The 18,360-nt window shown below is 72.0% G+C and carries 16 protein-coding genes; 5 read left to right on the plus strand and 11 right to left on the minus strand.

From position 1 onward, the window contains the following. Positions 1 to 49: 49 nt before the first annotated feature. On the plus strand, positions 50 to 1,606 hold the full coding sequence (locus tag AB0I67_RS06720; protein ID WP_357918751.1) for an OmpA family protein: 1,557 nt from the start codon (positions 50 to 52) through the stop codon (positions 1,604 to 1,606). Between the two features lie 62 nt (positions 1,607 to 1,668). Then, positions 1,669 to 2,844: a flavin-dependent oxidoreductase gene (locus AB0I67_RS06725; RefSeq protein WP_357918754.1), complete on the plus strand. Its 1,176-nt coding sequence runs from the start codon at positions 1,669 to 1,671 to the stop codon at positions 2,842 to 2,844. Here the strand turns inward: AB0I67_RS06725 and AB0I67_RS06730 are convergent. From AB0I67_RS06730 to AB0I67_RS06745, 4 genes are read right to left on the minus strand one after another with little or no spacing between them, the layout of a single operon-like run. Beyond that, positions 2,816 to 3,841 carry an LLM class flavin-dependent oxidoreductase gene (locus AB0I67_RS06730; RefSeq protein ID WP_357918757.1) on the minus strand — a complete coding sequence of 342 codons (1,026 nt, stop codon included), beginning with the start codon at positions 3,839 to 3,841 and terminating at the stop codon, positions 2,816 to 2,818. The two genes, AB0I67_RS06725 and AB0I67_RS06730, sit on opposite strands and share 29 nt — an antisense overlap. A 52-nt stretch (positions 3,842 to 3,893) precedes the next feature. Beyond that, on the minus strand, positions 3,894 to 4,508 hold the full coding sequence (locus AB0I67_RS06735; RefSeq protein ID WP_357918760.1) for a response regulator transcription factor: 615 nt from the start codon (positions 4,506 to 4,508) through the stop codon (positions 3,894 to 3,896). 18 nt (positions 4,509 to 4,526) lie between these two features. Beyond that, complete coding sequence (locus tag AB0I67_RS06740; protein WP_357918763.1) at positions 4,527 to 5,663, minus strand: histidine kinase; 1,137 nt, start codon at positions 5,661 to 5,663, stop codon at positions 4,527 to 4,529. A 14-nt stretch (positions 5,664 to 5,677) separates the two neighbouring features. Next, positions 5,678 to 6,505: a DUF6010 family protein gene (locus AB0I67_RS06745; protein WP_357918766.1), complete on the minus strand. Its 828-nt coding sequence runs from the start codon at positions 6,503 to 6,505 to the stop codon at positions 5,678 to 5,680. Between the two features lie 169 nt (positions 6,506 to 6,674). Here AB0I67_RS06745 and AB0I67_RS06750 point away from each other — a divergent pair, with 169 nt between their 5' ends. Both AB0I67_RS06750 and AB0I67_RS06755 read left to right on the plus strand, forming a co-directional pair. Continuing rightward, complete coding sequence (locus tag AB0I67_RS06750) at positions 6,675 to 9,239, plus strand: glycosyl hydrolase family 18 protein (RefSeq protein WP_357918769.1); 2,565 nt, start codon at positions 6,675 to 6,677, stop codon at positions 9,237 to 9,239. Between the two features lie 121 nt (positions 9,240 to 9,360). Beyond that, positions 9,361 to 9,705 carry a VOC family protein gene (locus AB0I67_RS06755; protein ID WP_357918772.1) on the plus strand — a complete coding sequence of 115 codons (345 nt, stop codon included), beginning with the start codon at positions 9,361 to 9,363 and terminating at the stop codon, positions 9,703 to 9,705. Position 9,706: 1 nt separating this feature from the next. Here the strand turns inward: AB0I67_RS06755 and AB0I67_RS06760 are convergent, their stop codons facing one another. Further along, positions 9,707 to 11,488 carry an amino acid transporter gene (locus AB0I67_RS06760; protein ID WP_357918774.1) on the minus strand — a complete coding sequence of 594 codons (1,782 nt, stop codon included), beginning with the start codon at positions 11,486 to 11,488 and terminating at the stop codon, positions 9,707 to 9,709. 277 nt (positions 11,489 to 11,765) lie between these two features. Here AB0I67_RS06760 and AB0I67_RS06765 point away from each other — a divergent pair, with 277 nt between their 5' ends. Continuing rightward, positions 11,766 to 12,152, plus strand: coding sequence for a pyridoxamine 5'-phosphate oxidase family protein (locus tag AB0I67_RS06765; RefSeq protein ID WP_357918777.1), 387 nt, complete (start codon positions 11,766 to 11,768; stop codon positions 12,150 to 12,152). 1 nt (position 12,153) lies between these two features. Here the strand turns inward: AB0I67_RS06765 and AB0I67_RS06770 are convergent, their stop codons facing one another. From AB0I67_RS06770 to AB0I67_RS06795, 6 genes are all read right to left on the minus strand, one after another. Then, the gene (locus tag AB0I67_RS06770; protein WP_357918780.1) at positions 12,154 to 13,305 is read right to left on the minus strand and encodes a M6 family metalloprotease domain-containing protein; all 1,152 of its coding nucleotides are present in this window, start codon (positions 13,303 to 13,305) and stop codon (positions 12,154 to 12,156) included. Then, positions 13,302 to 14,537, minus strand: a complete 1,236-nt coding sequence (locus AB0I67_RS06775) for an ion channel protein (RefSeq protein ID WP_357918783.1) — start codon at positions 14,535 to 14,537, stop codon at positions 13,302 to 13,304. Before AB0I67_RS06775 ends, AB0I67_RS06770 begins: the two co-directional genes overlap by 4 nt. Positions 14,538 to 14,655: 118 nt before the next feature. Further along, positions 14,656 to 15,018 (minus strand): CrcB family protein, encoded by a 363-nt coding sequence (locus AB0I67_RS06780; protein ID WP_357918785.1) that lies wholly within the window; start codon positions 15,016 to 15,018, stop codon positions 14,656 to 14,658. Further along, positions 15,015 to 15,383, minus strand: coding sequence for a CrcB family protein (locus AB0I67_RS06785; RefSeq protein WP_357918788.1), 369 nt, complete (start codon positions 15,381 to 15,383; stop codon positions 15,015 to 15,017). Before AB0I67_RS06785 ends, AB0I67_RS06780 begins: the two co-directional genes overlap by 4 nt. A gap of 40 nt (positions 15,384 to 15,423) precedes the next feature. Further along, positions 15,424 to 17,409 carry an MDR family MFS transporter gene (locus AB0I67_RS06790; protein ID WP_357918791.1) on the minus strand — a complete coding sequence of 662 codons (1,986 nt, stop codon included), beginning with the start codon at positions 17,407 to 17,409 and terminating at the stop codon, positions 15,424 to 15,426. Between the two features lie 97 nt (positions 17,410 to 17,506). Beyond that, positions 17,507 to 18,343 (minus strand): fumarylacetoacetate hydrolase family protein, encoded by an 837-nt coding sequence (locus AB0I67_RS06795; RefSeq protein ID WP_357918793.1) that lies wholly within the window; start codon positions 18,341 to 18,343, stop codon positions 17,507 to 17,509. Between the last annotated feature and the right edge of the window lie 17 nt (positions 18,344 to 18,360).

The raw sequence follows: 18,360 nt of genomic DNA on the forward strand, positions 1-18,360 counted from the left end.
ACACCCGGCCATGACATCCTGATATTTCGGGCATGGCACAATCGCCGCCATGCCTAACCGGATCCTGGCCATGGCGGCCGTGCTCACACTGGCGGCAACGGGATGCGGGCTGGTCTCCGGCCAGGAGGCCGCGACACCGCCCCCTGCGCCGACCGCCCCGCAGTCCGACCAAGCACAGTCAGGCGCGTCGCCGTCGGACAAGGCGGGCAAGCCCGAATCGGGCAAGTCCGCCGAACCGCAGCCCCTCGCCAGCACGCGCAGCACGATGACCGAGTCGCTCAAGATCGACGTGATCGGCCTCAACCGCTACAAGTCCAAGCACCTCGTCGCGCAGCTCCGCCTGTCCAACACCGGCACCGAGGACCTGCCCTGGACCGGCCAGCTGGGCGACCACACCCGCGAGCTGGGCGCGATCCGGTGGGCCTCGGGCATCGGCGTGCTCGACCACGACACCCGCACCTGGCTCCTGCCGTACCAGCCGGCCGACTCGCCGTGCCTCTGCACCGACCAGCAGCGCGACGGCCTCGACTACGCCATCGAGCCCGGCGCGTCGATCACCGTCTACGCCGTGCTGCCCGCCCCCTCCGGGTCCACCACGACCGTCGTCACCCCGGCCGCCCCGCCCATGCCCGGCGTGCCGATCAGCGACGAGCCGCCGGCGGGCGACTTCCCCGACCCGGACGCCCAGCCGGTCACCCCGGTGACCCGCAAGATCGTCCTGCCGTCGGAATCGCTGGACAAGTCCGAGGAGACCGCCGACGACGGCCAGAACCTCCAGGTCAACCTCTCCTCCGACGTGCTGTTCGCGGTCGACAAGGCCACCCTCACGCCGCGGGCGCGCACGGTGCTCGCCCGCACCGCCAAGCTGATCGACGCCTCGCCCGCCACCACCGTCGAGGTGGCCGGCCACGCCGACTCCTCCGGCAACGACGCGATCAACGACCCGCTCTCCAGGCGCCGCGCCCAGGCCGTCCAGCGCGCCCTCGCCGGCCTGCTGACCAGGGACGGCGTCCGCTTCCAGGCGAAGGGGTACGGCTCGCGCCGCCCGCTCTACCCCAACGAGAGCGACGAGGGCCGCCGCCGCAACCGCCGCGTGACGGTCACCTTCGCCAAGGCCCAGCCGCCCGCCGAGCCCGCCCCCGAGCCCGCCGCGACCACCCGGCCCGGCGCGGCCGGCCTGACCGGCAGCACCCGGGTCAAGGGCCAGGAGTTCGCCCTGGAGGTCACCGGCCTGCGGCGGCTGCCCGGCGGCATGGGCCTGCTCACCTACACCGTCACCAACAAGGGCGACGCCGAGACCTGGTTCAACGAGCTCCACCACGCCCCGGACTGGCAGGCCTACAAGTACCAGGCCGCGGGCAACGTGCGGCTCACCGACGTCGCCACCCGCCGGCAGTACCTCCCGGGCCGGCTGCAGGTGCCGACCGACGCCGGGACCGACGCCTACTGCGCCTGCACCGACGTCTCCGGCGTACGGCTCAGCACCGAGAAGTACGCCCCGGGCCAGGTCCGCGAGTTCTGGGGGCTGTTCGCGCTGCCCGACACGGCCGCCGAGCTGAAGGTGGCCATCGGTCCCTTCCGTCCCCTTCAGGTGGCCGTCGGGTAGAGGGGTTGATGGGTCCCGCAGGAAGGGGCAAGATCTCTATCCCGAACCCGGGAGGCTTTCTCATGCGCGTTGTCATCGCTGGCGCAGGAATCGCGGGGCTGACGACAGCCCTGAGCCTGCACGCCGCCGGCATCACCGACGTGGTCATCCACGAGTCCGTCGAGGAGATCCGGCCGCTGGGAGTGGGCATCAACCTGCTGCCGCACGCCGTCCGCGAGTTAGTCGAGCTCGGCCTCGGCGAGAAGCTGGCGGAGACGGGCGTGGCCACGGCCGATCTGACCTTCATCAACCGCTACGGCCAGGTGATCTGGTCGGAGCAGCGCGGCCTGGCCGCGGGCTACGGCTGGCCCCAGTACTCCATCCACCGGGGCCGCCTGCAGTACCTGCTCCTGGACGCGGTCAAGGAGCGGCTGGGCGAGGATTCAGTGATCACCGGCTCGCCGGTCACCGGCCTGGAGCACGACGGCGACGTCCTGATCGGCGCCGACGGCATCCGCTCGGGCGTGCGTGCCGCGCTCTTCCCCGACGAGGGCGAGCCGCTGTGGAGCGGCCAGGTGCTGTGGCGCGGCACCACGGTCACCAAGCCGTTCCACGGCGGCCGGTCGATGGTCATGGCCGGCGACGACGTCCAGAAGATCGTCATCTACCCGATCGCGCCGGTGGACGAGGACGGCAACCAGCTCATCAACTGGGCGATCCAGCGCCAGGCGCCCGAGACGGTGCCGAGGGGCGACTGGAACCGCAAGGTGGAGATCGAGAAGTTCCGCCACCACGTGGCCGGCTGGCGGTGCGAGTGGCTCGACATCCCCGCGCTCGTCGACGGCGCCCAGGTGGTCTACGAGTACCCCATGGTGGACCGCGACCCGCTGCCCCGCTGGTCGACCGACACGGTCACGCTGGTCGGCGACGCGGCCCACCCGATGTACCCCACCGGCTCCAACGGCGCGGTGCAGTCCATCATCGACGCCCGCGTGCTGGCGCACACGCTGGCCACCGGCGGCGACCTGGCCGCCTACGAGAAGGAGCGCCGCGAGAAGACCAACGCCATCGTGCTGGCCAACCGGCAGGACGGCCCCGAGGTCGTGCTGCGCCTGGCGCACGAGCGGGCCCCGCAGGGCTTCGACGACATCGACGAGGTCTTCCCGCGCGCCGAGCGCGAGGCCATCGCGATGAAGTACAAGCAGACCGCGGGGTTCGTGGCCGACGTGCTCAACGAGCGGTCGTCGTACTCGGTCTGACGACCTCCTCGGCGATCCGCCGGAGCTGGCCGGCGAGCCGCTCGGGCGGGAAGAGCCACAGCCCCACGCCGGCGGCTCCGGCGGACCGCAAGGCCCGGAGCCGCTCCGCGACCCGTTCCGGGGTGCCCGCGACGGCGAACTCGTCCACCCAGGCATCCGGTACGGCAAGCGGTTCGTCCGGGGCCAGGGCGGCGACCCGCTCGCGGATCTCCGGCCCGTGCGCGGACTGCCCGACCAGCGCGGTGTGCGCCTCGGCCCGCAGGAAGAACCCGACCGCGTCCCGCACCGCGTCACGCGCCTCGCGCTCGTCGTCGGCCACGGCGGCCAGCGCGAAGGCGACGATCGGCGGCCCCTCGCCCTCGGCCCATCGACGGTCCCCCGCCCGCCGGCCGGCTGAGGCGGCTCCGGCGCGCACCTGCTCGCGGGCCCAGGCCACGTAGGCGGGCCCGGCCAGCACGGAGAGCAGCACCCCGTCGCCCTTGGCCCCGGCCACCCGCAACGCCCGCCCGTTGACCGCCCCGATCCACAGCTCCGGCGGCGTCGCCGGCGGGAAGTCCAGCCGCACCCCCGCGAACTCGTGCGTGCCGGCCCGCCGGTCGACGACCTCCCCGTCCATCAGGTCGCGCACCGCGTCGAAGGTCTCGGCGACCGCGGTCAGCGGCCGTTCGGGCAGCAGGCCGAGTTGCCTGAGCCAGTGCGTGTTCCCCAGCCCCACCGCGGCACGGACCCGCCCGGGGTACATGCGCGCCAGGCCGGCCAGTTCCATGGCCAGGATCGCCGGGTGCCGCGTCATCACGCTGGCCAGCCCGAGCCCCGCGGGCAGGTCGCGGGTGGCGGCCAGGAGCTGGGTGAGGCCGGACATCCCGCCGGTGAAGAAGCAGTCCTCGGAGAACCACAACCCGCCGAAGCCGAGCTGCTCGGCGAGGGCCGCGCCCTCGGTGAGCTGTTCGGGCGGGGTCAGGCTGCCGAAGACGATCCCGATGGTGTCGAGGTCCATCCTGGATTCCTTCCGTGGGCAATAACCCAGGACAACCGGACAGCGTGTCCGGTTATTCCGGCCCGAGCCAGCCGTTCTCCCGTGCCAGCCGGATCGCCTCCGCCCGGCCCGGCACGCCGAGCTTGGCGACGATGGCGCTGAGGTGGTTGCGGACCGTCCCCGCCGACAGGTGCGTCCGGCGGGCGATCACGGTGACCGGCGTGTCGAACTCGGCCAGCCGCAACACGTCCAGCTCGCGCGGGGTGAGCGGGCAGGGCGGCGCGGTGAGCGCGTCGGCGGCCATGGCCGGGTCGACGTACCGGCTGCCGGCGTGCACCCGGCGGATCACGTCGGCCAGTTGCCCGCCCCGGGCGCCCTTCGGCAGGAAGCCCTTGGCGCCGGCGTCGAGCGCCCGCTTGAGCAGGGGCGGCCTGCCGTACCCGGTGAGGATGATCACCGCGCAGGACGGCAGGGCGCGGGACAGTTCGGTGGCGACGCCGAGGCCGTCGAGCTCGGGCATCTGCAGGTCGACCACGGCCACGTCCGGCCGGTGGGCCAGCGCCTCGGCGACGGCGGCGCGGCCGTCGCCCGCCTGGGCGACGACCTCCAGGTCGGCCTCCAACCCCAGCAACGCGGCCAGCGCGGTGCGGATGAGCTCCTCGTCGTCGGCGAGCAACACTCTGATCATGGATCCACCGTCGGGGGCTCAGGCGGCGGCCGGGAGGGCGGCCTCGAGGGTGAACAGCCCGCCTTCGGCGCGTGTCCGCAGCGTGCCGCCGGCCTCCGCCAGCCGGTCGCGCAGGCCGTCGAGCCCGGAGCTGTGCCGGTCGGGCCGCGCCGCGGCGGCGCCGTCGTTGGTCACCGTCATCCTCACCTGGCCGTCGTGTCGGGAGAGCTCTATGGTGCACCAGGCGGCACCGCTGTGGCGAAGGATGTTGGTGCCCGCCTCGCGCAGCACGAAGGCCAGCAACGTCGCGGTCGCGGCGGGCACGCCGCCGCTGCGGTCGGTGACCGTGCACCGGATCCCGGACGAGCGCAGCACCTGGGCCAGCGAGTCGAGCTGCGCGCCCAGGTCGATCTCCCGGTAGCCGTGCACGGCGCGGCGCAGGTCGGCCAGCGCGGTCGCGGCCAGGCGGTTCACCTCGGCCGACTCCTGCCCGGCCCGGCCGGGGTCGGCGGTGGCCAGGCGCTCGGCGAGCTCGGACTTCAGGGCGATCACCGACAGGGTGTGGCCGAGGATGTCGTGCACGTCGCTCGCGAAGCGCAGCCGCTCCTCGGTGGCGGCGAGCCGGCTCTGCGCGGCCTGGCCCTCGCGGGCCGCGATGAACAGGTTCCACAGCCAGGCGTGCACGCCGGTGATCGCGATCGTGCCCAGCCCGATGCCGGCGGTGATCAGCAGGTAGGGGCCGGGGGAGTCGCCGTTCCACCACGCCGCCCCGGCCGAGCCGGCCAGGGCCGCGACCACGGCCGACCAGCCGGCCGCCCGGCTGCCCAGCATGGGGGCGGTCCCGATCACCGCCGCGCCCACCCAGGCCCAGGTGCGCCAGCTCTCGGCGGCCAGCGGCACGGTGAGCGGGAGCGAGAGCACCACGGCCGCGGCGAAGGCGCCCAGCAGCCACCGCTGGGCCCGCGCGGAGATCGAGGGGGTGACCGCGGCGTAGAGCACGCCCGACTGCGTGAGGGTGAGCAACGCGATGCCGGCCGCGCCGAGCCAGACGCGGGTGGGGTCGCTCTCGCGGGCCAGCCCGACGCCGGGCATGAACACGGTGGTGAACACGGCCATGGCCAGGGAGGCCAGCGTGGCCGCCCTGACCAGGGCCAGTTGCCGGTGGAGCACCGTCATGGAAGCCATTCTCCCTAGATCAGGATGAGGATCGTCAGGCCGACCACGGCGTCGAAGACCGCGCAGCCCTCGGCGTACGCCTTGGGCACGACCTTGCCGAGCCGGTGGTGCAGGATGTCCCAGCCGGAGTGCGCGAGCCAGCCCGCGGCGACCAGGTAGGGCATGAGGGTCGCGTCCACGGCCATCGCCACTCCGGCCAGCACGACGTAGGCGGCGAAGGCGGCGAGCTGCATGACCAGCAGGCGGCGGTCGTGCAGTTCCCGGCGCAGCAGGCCGATCACCAGGTAGGCGCCGGACAGCAGGAGCAGCAGCCAGGGCGCGGGCACCCAGGGGTTCACCCAGTTGTCGACGGTGATGGCCAGGGCGATCCAGCTCGGCCACCGCCGGGAGATCACTCCCGCGATCGACCGGGGCCGGGCCTCGTGGTGCGTGGTGTAGGCGGCCCGCCGGGCCAGCATCAGGGCGAGCATGGCCACGAGCATCAGCACGTGCCCGCCGGTGTGCAGGTCGCCGCCGCTGATCAGCCCGGCCCAGTACGGCAGGAGCAGCACCGCGAACGGCAGGACCATCGCGGCCCCCATCTCGGTGACGTCGCGCCAGCCGTGGCCGCGATAGCGCATCCACAGGGACATGGAGAGCGTCATCTCGGCGGCCATGACCATGGCCTGCAGGTCCGCGCCGGGGGTCCAGCCGAACAGGGCGCAGACGAGCTTCCAGAGCGGGTCGAGCAGGGTCATCCCGACGAGCATGGCGAGGACCATCTCGGCGAAGTGCCGGGTGAAGGGCCAGACGCGCTGGAGGAGGGACCGGCGGGGGGCGGGGGAGTGGGTCGAGGTTGTCATGGCTTCAGCGTCGTTCCGCCGCGGCGCAGCCGGCACCCGCGTGCCGTCACGTCCCGCCCGTGAGGATCGCAGGGGTCTTCCGTGACTTTGGGCCTTGCCGCCGGAGGTGACCCCGATCTACGATCCAAGAAAATTGTTAGGAAACTTTCTTAAAAGAAAGGCTTCCGACGTGCGACGCCTCATCACCCCCCTGCTTCTCGCCGTCACCCTCCTCGTCCTCGGCCTCGCCCCACCGGCGATGGCCGCCGATCGCCTGACCGCCGTGTTCAGCCTGACCGGCACGACCGGCAAGTTCGTGGTCAGCAACCCGGGCACCACCGCGGTCAGCGGCTGGTCCCTCGTCTTCGACCTGCCGGCCGGAGTCACCGCCAGCAGCCCGCAGAACGCGACCATCACCCAGAACGGCACCCGGGTGAAGCTCACGCCCGCGTTCTACATCGCCACCCTCCAGGCGGGCCGCAACACCGAGCCCTACTCGCCGACGGTCAACCTCAGCGCCGCCGTCCAGCCCACGAGCTGCACGGTCAACGGGGCCAACTGCGACGGCACCGGCGAACCGCCGCCACCGGCCGCGCCGGTCGTGGCCGAGTACGAGGTCGCCGGCACCTCCGCCAAGTTCATCATCAAGAACAACGCCACGACCGCGCTCAACGGCTGGACGGTCGTCTTCGACCTGCCCGCCGGCGTCACCGCGAGCAACGCGCAGAACGGCTCGCTCACCCAGTCCGGCCGTACGGTCACCCTGACCCCGGCCCACTACAACACCACCATCAACGCCGGCCGGACGACCGAGCCGTACAGCCCGAGCTTCACGGTCAGCAGCTCCGGGGCCGAACCCACGAGCTGCCGGGTCAACGACGTCAACTGCGACGGCTCCGCCGACGCGCCGCCCGGCGTGCCCGGCAACCTGCGCTCGCCGGTCAAGACGACCAAGACCGTCTCCCTGGCCTGGGACGCGGCCACCCCCGGCAGCCTGCCGATCACCGGCTACGAGGTCTACAACGGCACGGCCAAGGCCGCCGAGGTCACCGGCACCAGCGCGACCGTCACCGGCCTGACCCCGAACACCAGCTACACCTTCACCGTCAAGGCCAAGGACCGCAAGGGCACCCTGTCCGGCGCCAGCGCGCCGGTGACCGTGAAGACCAACAACCCCTCCGACGACACCCAGGCGCCGACCACGCCGGGCAACCTGCGCAGCACCGCCAAGACCTCCTCGACGGTCACGCTCGCCTGGAACGCCTCGACCGACAACACCGGCGTCGCCAACTACGACGTCTACGTGGGCTCGGCCGTCGCCACGACGGTCACCGGCACCACCGCGACGGTCTCCGGCCTGTCCCCGTCCACGGAGTACGCCTTCACCGTGAAGGCCCGCGACGGCTACGACAACCTGTCCCCGGCCAGCGCCGAGGTCAAGGTGACCACCGCCGACATCGTCGAGACCGGCTACGCCCGGGTCGGCTACTTCGTCCAGTGGGGCATCTACGGCCGCCAGTTCTTCGTCAAGAACCTCGACACCAACGGCTCGGCCGCCAAGCTGACCCACATCAACTACGCCTTCGGCAACGTCGACCCGGTCAACCTGACCTGCCTGCAGGGCGTCACCAAGGGCACCACGTCCAACCCGCAGGACCCCAATCAGGGCGACGGCGCCGGTGACGCCGAGGCCGACTACGGCCGGCCCTTCAGCGCCGCCCAGTCGGTGGACGGCGTGGCCGACACCGGGTGGGAGAAGCTGCGCGGCAACTTCAACCAGCTCAAGAAGCTCAAGGCCAAGCACCCGCACCTGAAGGTGCTGATCTCGCTCGGCGGCTGGACCTACTCCAAGTACTTCTCCGACGTGGCCGCCACCGACGCCGCGCGCAAGAAGTTCGTCTCCTCCTGCATCGACATCTACATCAAGGGCAACCTGCCCGTGTACAACGGCGCCGGCGGCCCCGGCACCGGCGCGGGCATCTTCGACGGCATCGACCTCGACTGGGAGTGGCCGGGCGCCGAGGGGCACCCGGGCAACCACGTCAGCCCCGCGGACAAGGTCAACAACACCCTGCTGATCGAGGAGTTCCGCCGTCAGCTCGACGCCCTGACCGTCACCACCGGCAAGCGCTACCAGCTCACCGCCTTCACCCCGGCCGACCCGGCCAAGATCGAGGCGGGCTGGGAGCTGGCGAAGGTCGCCAAGTCCATGGACATCTTCAACGTCCAGGGCTACGACTTCCACGGCGCCGGCAGCGACAACTCGTGGGAGCCCAACCGCACCGGCCACCAGGGCAACCTGTACGCCGACACCGACGACCCGTACAACTTCCACTTCAGCGTGGAGAACGCGGTCAACGAGTACCTGAAGGCCGGCGTGCCGCCCAGGAAGATCACCATCGGCCTCGCCTACTACGGGCGCGGCTGGCAGCAGGTGACCGACGGCGGCAAGTACGGCGAGTGGCAGGCGGCCGTCGGCGCGGCCCCCGGCCAGTTCCAGGAGGAGGCCGGCACCCGCGGCTACAGCAACCTCCTGGCCAGCGTGCCCGGCTGCACCATCAGGCACGACGAGCAGGCCGTCGCCACCTACTGCTACACCGGCAACAACGGGCAGTGGTGGACCTTCGACGACGCCTGGGCGATCGGCAAGAAGACCGCCTGGCTGAAGCAGAAGGGCCTGCTCGGCGCGATGATCTGGGAGATGTCGGGTGACACCGGCGTCCTCACCACCGCGCTCGACAACGGCCTGAAGTAGATCCGGCCGCCGAATCCCGGGCAGGGAACCCCTGCCCGGCGATTCGGGGCCACCTGAGCCGGTGGCCCGGGCGCCAGTGCGGGGCGCCCGGGCCATCGCCCCCGCCGCTAGGCTGGCCGCCATGCCCGCCCGCCTCAGCCAGATCGTGATCGACTCCGCCGACCCGCGGGCCCAGGTCCGCTTCTGGGCCGCCCTGCTGGGCGGCGAGCCCGTCGACCGCGCCCGCGGCTGGTCGCACGTCGAACCCCCCGAGTTCGTACGGCTGGCCTTCCAGCCGGTCCCCGAGGCCAAGAGCGGCAAGAACCGGCTGCACCTCGACATCGAGGTCGAGTCCGTGGAGCACGCCGCCGACCGGGCCGAGACGCTCGGCGCCCGCCGGGTGGGCTCCGCCGTACGGGACGAGCAGGGCGCCTTCCAGGTCATGGCCGACCCGGAGGGCAACGAGTTCTGCTTCGTCGGCGACTGACTCAGCCCACGTGCACGATGGGCCGGCGCTCGATCTCGGGCTCGGCCTGGCGCAGCACCTCGCGGGTGAGCGGGGGCACGTCGCCGCCGCCGAAGACCAGGTAGCGCAGCAGCGCGGGCACCGGGTTGCCCTCCACCCAGTGGAAGTAGACGTGCGGCAGCTTCCCGGTCTGGTCGCGCAGGTGCAGCAGGATCGCGGCGATGGCGTTGGGGATGGTCGCCGACTCGACGGTGAGCACGCGGAAGCCGTACCGCTCCTCACCCACCACGCGCAGCTCGCTCTCGAACTCCGACGCGTCCGGCACGGTGACCTCCAGGAAGAGCAGGCCCTCCTTCTGCCGCAGCCGGTGCCGCTCCCACGCCTCGCGGCACTTGTCGACGTACTCCTTCTGGTCGCGCTCGTGCGGCTCGTTGGCGATCAGGTGGATCTCGCCGACCTCGTGCAGGAAGCGCCGGGCGGTGTCGTCCAGGGAGATGCGGGTGACGCGCAGCTCGGTCGAGCGGGTGGCCCGGGAGACGAGCGAGGTGACCACGATGGCCAGCACGAAGAACAGCGCGATGACCAGGCCGTCGGGCCGCTCGATGATGTTGGCCACGGTGGCGTAGGCGAAGATCAGCGTCACCACGCCGAAGAAGATCGCCGATCGCGTCAGGCGGCGCTTCAGGGCCGACAGGGTGACCGCGACGGCGGCCGACAGGATCAGCGCCAGTACGCCGGTGGCGTAGGCGCCGCCCTGCGACTCCACGTCCGCGCCGAAGAACAGGGTGATGGCGAAGGAGACCAGGGTGAACAGCAACACCATGGGCCGGCTCGCGCGCGCCCAGTCGGGGGCCATGCCGTACCTCGGCAGGTAGCGCGGCACGATGTTGAGCAGCCCGGCCATGGCCGAGGCGCCGGCGAACCACAGGATGGCGATGGTGCTGATGTCGTAGGCGGTGCCGAACCAGTCGCCGAGGTACTCGTGCGCCAGGTAGGCCAGCGCGCGGCCGTTGGCCTGGCCGCCCTCGGCGAACTCGGCGGGCGGGATGAGCACGGTGGTGGCGAAGCTGGAGGTGATCAGGAAGACGCTCATGATCAGCGCGGCGGTGGTGAGCAGCTTGCGCGCCCCCTTGACCCGCTGCGCGAGCTCGCCCCTGACCAGCGGCATCACCGCGACGCCGGTCTCGAAGCCGGACAGGCCCAGGGCGAGCTTGGGCATCACGTAGAGCGAGACCGCGATCATCGCGACCGGGCTGGCGTAGTCGGCCTCCAGCACGTTGCGCCAGTTGGCGACCAGCTCGGGGGCGGCGAGCACGTGCTGCACGGCGGTGGCCACGACGACCACGTTGAGCAGCAGGTAGACCGCGACCAGCACGACCGCGATGGAGATCGCCTCGCTGAAGCCCAGCAGGAAGACCGCGCCGAGCGCGGCGATCAGCACCAGCGTCACCGGCACCTGCGTGCCGTGCAGGAACTCCGGCACGAACGGGTTGTGCAGGACGTGCGCGGTGGCGTCGGCGGCCGACAGCGTGATGGTCACGATGAAGGCGGTGGCCACGAAGCCGAGCAGGAACAGCACCAGCAGCTTGCCGCGCCAGCCCGGCAGCAGGCTCTCCAGCATCGACAGCGAGCCCAGGCCGTGCGGGCTCTGCTCGGCGACCGCCCGGTAGGTCGGCAGCGCGCCCAACAGCGTCAGGGCCACCAGCAGCAGCGTCGCGACCGGGCTCAGCGCCCCGGCCGCGAGGGCGGCGATGCCCGGCTGGTAGCCCAGGGTGGAGAAGTAGTCCACACCGGTCAGGCACATGACCTGCCACCAGGAGTGCTGCCTGTGCGGGACTTCGGGGGTCTTCGAGTCCGCGTGATGCAGACCATCCAGCAACCAGCGCCGGATCGAGGATCCGGTATGCGGCCGGGTTGACGTGGTCAACCCGCTCACCCCCAACAGTCAAACGGACCAAAGACCGGGAAGCGTATCCTTCGCCGTGGAGTGTGAGGAACCAGTTCAGATGCGTCTTGACGCAATCCCTACGCCCAGGTCCTGACGTTGCCGCCCCACCGTTGTCGCCACCCTGAGGAGCCGTGTGAACCTGACCGAGCGGGGTCCCGCTTTCGCCGAGTTCTGGCGGGAACGGCACCTGTGCACGCTGAGCACCGTCCGGCCGGACGGCACCCCGCACGTGGTGCCCGTGGGCGCGACCCTCGACCTGCCGGCCGGGATCGCCCGCGTCATCACCTCGGGGGCCTCGCGCAAGGCGCTGCTCGTCGCCGCCGGCGCGGACCGGGTGGCGTTGTGCCAGGTCGACGGGCGGCGCTGGTCCACCCTGGAGGGGGTGGCCGTGGTCCGGCGCTCGGCCGAGGAGGTCCTGGAGGCCGAGCAGCGCTACGCCGAGCGGTACAAGCCGCCGCGGGCCAACCCGGAGCGGGTCGTGCTGGAGATCGCGATCACGCGGGTGCTGGGCAACGTGTGAGCTACGACTTGGTGATCGTCACGGTGTAGCCGCCGTCGTCGTGCTTCTCCCCGACGCTGATGCCGACGTTGCCGGCCTTGTAGTGGTACTCCCGCGACGGGGTGTCCCCGCACGACTCCGGACGCTCGCCGAGCAGCCGGATCGGGCCCTCGCCGGTGCGCACGGTGGAGTCCACCGAGTAGAGGACCACGCCGGTGTGGCAGGCGTCCACGTCCACGCCCTCCCGGGCCCGCACCTCGATCACGGTGGCCCGCGTCGGCGACGAGCGCACGACCGCCAGCTTGACCCCGCCCGGCTTCTCGACCGGCGAGATGTGGTGCCGGGTGGTGCCCGGTGTGGCGACGCAGGCCACCTCGGGCTCGCCGAGCCAGCCGAGCTTGCGCTTGTGCCAGGCGAAGAAGTCGGGCTGGCGGCCGGACAGCTCGCCCATCACGTCGAACTCCCCGACGTAGCGCCCGTTCTCCGACCCCTTCTCGGGATACAGGTCGGGCAGGCCGAACAGGTGGGCGGTCTCGTGGGCGACGACGCGGTACTTCAGGTCGGGGTCGTCGCCGAAGTAGGTGATCGCCGCCGCGACCTCCGCGCCGTGCACCTGGACCGGGGGCGCGCCGCCGGTGTAGGCCGCGGTCGCCTCGGCGGAGATCTCCGAGGCGGCCAGCGTGGCCATGATGTGCACCATCGAGTAGGCGCCGAAGTCGACCGACGGCTCGGCCCGTGCCACCGCCTCCAGCGCGTCGCGGATGTAGGCCTGCTGCGTCTCGATGCCGAAGCCGCGTTCCATGCCGTAGTCGGTGGACTCCTTGGGCATCCGGGCCCACTTCAGCACCGGGGTGAGCTGGAGGTCGAGCTTGCCGTACGAGGCCTGCTGGAACCAGCGGGACACCGGCTGGTAGTGGGCGAAGCGCTCGGCGAGATCCTCCTCGCCCACGGCGTCGGGGAAGTCGACGAAGACCATCAGCGCCCGTACGGTGCCCACCGGCCGCAGGTAGTAGCGGTAGTCGGTCGGGCCCTCCTCGCCGTCCACGGACGAGGGCAGCTCGCACGGCGAGCCCGCGCTGGGGTTCAGCGTGCCGGGCGCGGCGGTGACCCGCTGCGCCGCGCAGCCGCACAGCGCCAGCACGAGCACGAGGGCCAGCAGCCGGGCGCGGTTCACGGCCGCTCCTCGATGAGCATCTGCGGCCGGCCGGTCACCAGCAGCCAGCTCGGCAGCAACGCCAGGCAGAGCAGCGGCACCAGGTCGAGGTCGGTGACCACGGTCACGGCCATGAACAGGCTGAGCCAGCCCTGCTGAGTGACCGCCAGCGTCAGGCCCAGCACGCCGCAGGCCACCGCGAGCGGCACCGGCACGCCGGGAACCACCTCGCAGACCAGCAGCCCGAGCGCCACGCCGACGAAGACCGCCGGGAAGATGCGCCCGCCGACGAAGCCCGCGGTCGCCGCGACCAGCAGGGCGGCGACCTTCACCACGACGACGAGCAGCAGGTGGCCCGCCGGGTAGCCGGCGCCGATCAGCTCCCGCATCTCCGCCAGGCCCTTGAACAGGGTGATCATCCCGCCGATCACCCCGAGCACGCCCAGCACGAACCCGCCGAGCGCCAGCCGGGCCACCGGCTGCCGCACCCGGTGGAAGAGCCGGTGCACGTGCGGGAAGGCGTAGACCGCGACCAGCCCGACGGCCGCGCCGATCGTCGCGATCACCATCCCGCTGAGCAGGTCGATCGGGCGCATCGCATAGTCCGGCAGGTCGAGCGCGAAGGACGGGCTCGCGATCACCACCATGGTGATCGCCCCCGCCGCGGCGGCCACCAGGGGGGCGAACAGCCGGTCCCACAGCGGCGGCGCGTCCGCGCCCGCGTTCGTCTCCGACAGCAGCAGCGCGGCGGCGACCGGCGTGCCGAACATCGCGCCGACCGTGCCGGCCACCGCCATCCCCATCCACGCGACGCCGGGCACGGCCGGGATCAGCCGGGCCCCCGCCGCCACCGTCACCGCGATCGTGGCCGCGGTGATCGGGTTCTCCGGTCCGAGGCTCGCCCCGCCGGCCAGGGTGAACACCGCGGCCAGCAGGATGCCCGGCAGCACCTTCACCGGCAGCGGCGGGCCCACCAGCGCCTCGGTCGCCGGGTCAGGCCCGGACGGCAGCTTCCACAGCGCCAGGCCCACGGCCACCCCGCTCAGCGTGAGCACCGCGAGGATCCACCACCACGCCGACCCGGTGAAACCGATCCAGGACGGCAGGCGGTCCCACAGCACATGCTGCAGCAGCTCGGCGAGGTAGCTGAGGCCCAGGAGCGTCAGGGCGCAGCCCACGCCGACGACCACGGCGGGAAGTGCCATGCGGGCCAGCGTCCCGGCCCGGCTGTGCGCGATCGGCGGAGTGGCCACGCTCAGCCCCGCGTCGGACGACCAGCCGGCGACGGGTGGATTTCGGGGCTTCCGTCAGGAAGTCCGGTGATCGGTTGAAGCATGGGCTGGTCATGCCCGTACGGCAGTAAAGGGAAGATCATCCGGTTGGCAGGTTTGCGGCCAGGTGGCCCAGCCCCGCCCCGGCCGCGACCGCCAGCAGGCAGCCGGCGAACATGCCGACCAGGTTGAGCGCCCGCTCGCGGGTGCCCGGCAGGGCCAGCGTCTCGACCATCGCGGTGCTGAAGGTCGTGTAGCCGCCGCAGAACCCGACGCCCGCAAGCACCCGCCAGTCACCGGTCAGGCCCACTCCGACGAGCAGGCCGAGCAGGAACGAGCCGGTCAGGTTCACCACGGTCGTGGCCACCGGGAAGCGGGTGGGGAAGCGGCTGCGGATCGCGTGGTCCACCAGGTAACGGGCCGCCGCCCCCGCCGCGCCGAACAGCGCCACCAGGAGAGTCACCGGCTCGCCCGGCCCGCACGGGCCCCCAGGCACGCCGCGCCCAGACCACCGGCGAGGCTGGCCACCGCGTAGCCGAGGGCGAGCCAGATCCGCCCGGCCAGCAGGAGCTGATCCACCTCCAGGGCGAAGCTGCTGTAAGTGGTGAACGAGCCGATCACCCCGGTCCCGGCCAGCAGCCGGACCTCCGGCCGCACCCTGGAGCTCGCCACCAGCCGGCCGAGCGCGAAGGCGCCGCTCACGTTGACGGCCAGCGTGGCCAGCGGGCCGTACTCGGCCGCCGGGAGCAGCAGCGTCACGCCGTACCGGGCGCTCGTCCCCGCCAGCCCGCCCGCGGCGACCAGGGCGGCGGCTTTCCAAGGAGTCATGGCCGCCAGATCCTAACCGCGCCGCCCGCCCGCCCCGAGGTCAGGGCGCGTCGGTCTTCGAGCCGAGCAGTTGCGGCGAGACCCGGTCGACCAGCGCGTTGAGCTCCGGGTCGGGCCCCCAGTCGGCCACCAGCAGCCGCAGCCCGGCCCGGTGGTGCAGCAGCAGCCGCTCGTGGATCCGCTCGCCCTCCGGGGTGAGCCGCAACGAGTTGCCGTCGGTGGAGCGCCGCACCAGCCCCGCCGCGACCGTCTGGTCGACGTAGGGCCGCCCCTCGGCCCGGCTGACCTGACCGCGTTCGGCCAGCTCGGTGGCGCGCATCCAGCCGCCGTGCGCGCCCAGCCGGGCGACGATCCACACCCCCTGCGGGCTGAGCTCCTCCAGCCCGGCCAGTTGCCCGAGCCGCCGGTAGTAGTCCCGGCGCAGGTCGGCGTGGGCGAGCTGGACCAGCCCCCGCTCGACCTCCTCCAGGGACGAGCGCTCGGCCGAGGCCGTCCCGAGCCCCTCGCCCAGGTCGCTCGCGCCGACGGTCTGCTTGAGCGGCTGCTCGGGGATGAACCAGGTGAGCAGGAAGGCCACGAACAGCACCGGCGTCGCCACCAGGAACACCCGGGCGATCGAGTCGGCGTACACGTGCAGGAAGTCGGCCGCCAGCTCCGGTGGCAGCCGTTGCAGCGTGGTCGGGTCGCTCTGCACCGCCGCCGGGGTGAAGCCCGGCGGGAAGGTCGTACGGCCGGCCAGCTCGGCGATGTCGTCGTTGAGCCGCGCGGTGAACACCGAGCCGAGGATGGCCACCCCGAAGGAGCTGCCGATCGACCGGAAGAAGGTGGCGCCCGAGGTCGCCACCCCCAGGTCACGGTACGGCGCGGCATTCTGCACGATGATCACGAGCACCTGCATGACCAGCCCGAGCCCGGCGCCCAGGACGAACAGGTAGAGGCTCATCGTGAGCGTCGAGCTGTGCTCGTCCAGCAGCGACAGCAGGAACATGCCGACGGTGGCGATGGCCGTGCCGAGGATGGGATACATCCGGTAGTGCCCGGTCTTGGCGATGAGCTGCCCGCTCAGGATCGAGGTGCCCAGCACGCCGACCATCATCGGCAGCAGGTGCAGCCCGGAGGCCGTCGGGCTCACGCCGTGCACGATCTGCATGAACAGCGGCAGGTAGGTCATCGCGCCGAACATGCCGAAGCCGACGACGAAGCCGATGATCGACGACATGTTGAACGCCCGCAGCCGGAACAGCCGCAGCGGCATGACCGGTTCGGCGGCCCGTTTCTCGACCACGACCCAGGCGGCCAGCATGGCCAGGGCCGCGGCGATCAGCCCGATGATCACCGGGCTGCTCCACGGGTAGGTGGTGCCGCCCCAGGTGGTCATCAGCACCAGGCACGAGGTGGCCGCGCCCAGCAGCACGATCCCGGCGTAGTCGATCTTGTGCTTGGTGCGGTTGGCCGAGCCGGGTAGCACCGCGGCGATCACGAAGAGCGCGAGCGCGCCCAGCGGGAGGTTGATGAAGAAGACCCAGTGCCAGGACAGGTGATCGACGAAGAGCCCGCCGAGCAGCGGCCCGGTGATGCTGGAGACGGCGAAGACCGCCCCGAACCAGCCCTGGTAGCGGCCCCGCTCGCGCACCGGCACCACGTCGCCGACGATCGCCTGCGCCAGGACCATCAGCCCGCCGCCGCCCAGGCCCTGGATCGCCCGGAAGAGGATGAGCTGGGTCATGTTCTGCGACAGCCCGCAGAGCACCGAGCCGATCAGGAAGATGACGATCGCGGCGAGGAAGAGGTGCTTGCGCCCGTACTGGTCGCCGAGCTTGCCCCACAGCGGGGTGGAGACCGTGGAGGCGAGCAGGTAGCCGGTGACCACCCAGGAGAGCTGTTCGAGGCCGCCGAGGTCGCTGACGATGGTGGGCAGGGCGGTGGAGACGATCGTCTGGTCGAGGGAGGCGAGCAACATGCCGAGCATCAGGGCGATGATGATCAGCACGACTCTCGGTTGTCGTTGATCGTGCTCGGTCGTCATGCTCCGGGTGATCCCCGGGCAATCTTCCGGATAGCGGCAACTCCTCGCCAAATCCGCTTCACCGCATGCCCAGAAACGTCCGAAAAATCCGGAAACTTCAGGAGGTGAAGCGCTGCCGGAGCTCGCCGATGCCCTCGATCGTGGAGACCAGCTCGTCGCCCGGCGCCAGCCAGCGCTGCGGGGTACGGCCCAGCCCCACCCCGGCCGGCGTGCCGGTGAACACCACGTCACCGGGCAGCAGCGGCAGCACCGCCGACAGCTTGGCGATCAGCGCCGGCACCGGGAAGATCAGGTCGCGGGTGCGGCCCTTCTGCATCTCCTCGCCGTTGATCGTGCAGCGCAGCTCCAGGTCGTCGGGGTCGGCGAACTCGTCCGGCGTGACCACGCACGGGCCGATCGGGGCGAAGCCGGGGAAGGACTTGCCGAAGCTGAACTGCGGGGCCGGGCCGGTCAGCTGGGTGATCCGCTCGGACAGGTCCTGCCCGATCGTCACGCCCGCGACGTGCTCCCACGAGGGCTCGGCCTGGTAGGCGCGCGAGCCGATGACCACGACCAGCTCGATCTCCCAGTCGGTGTGGCCGCCCGGCGGCAGCCGTACCTCTGAGACCGGGCCGGTGATGGCGCTGGCGAACTTGGTGAAGATCGGCGGCAGCGTGTCCGGGGCCGCGAAGCCCGACTCCGAGGCGTGCTCGCTGTAGTTGAGGCCGACCGCGAGCACCTGGCGCGGCGCGGGGACGGGGGAGCCGAGCCGCTCGGCGGCGTACGGCACGCCCTCGGGCAGGTCGGCGCTCGCGGCCCAGGCGCGGAACTCGGCCCAGCGCTCGTAGACGGCCTGCGGGTCGGCGGCGAAGCGCCCCCCGCTGGCTTCGGCCACGTCCACCGCGCGGTCGTCGATCAACAGGACGAGGCGGCCGGCGAGGTTCGCGATACGCATCGGGAGGCTCCCTCAAT

It is taken from the genome of Nonomuraea sp. NPDC050310 (assembly GCF_040655795.1).
GTDB lineage: Bacteria > Actinomycetota > Actinomycetes > Streptosporangiales > Streptosporangiaceae > Nonomuraea.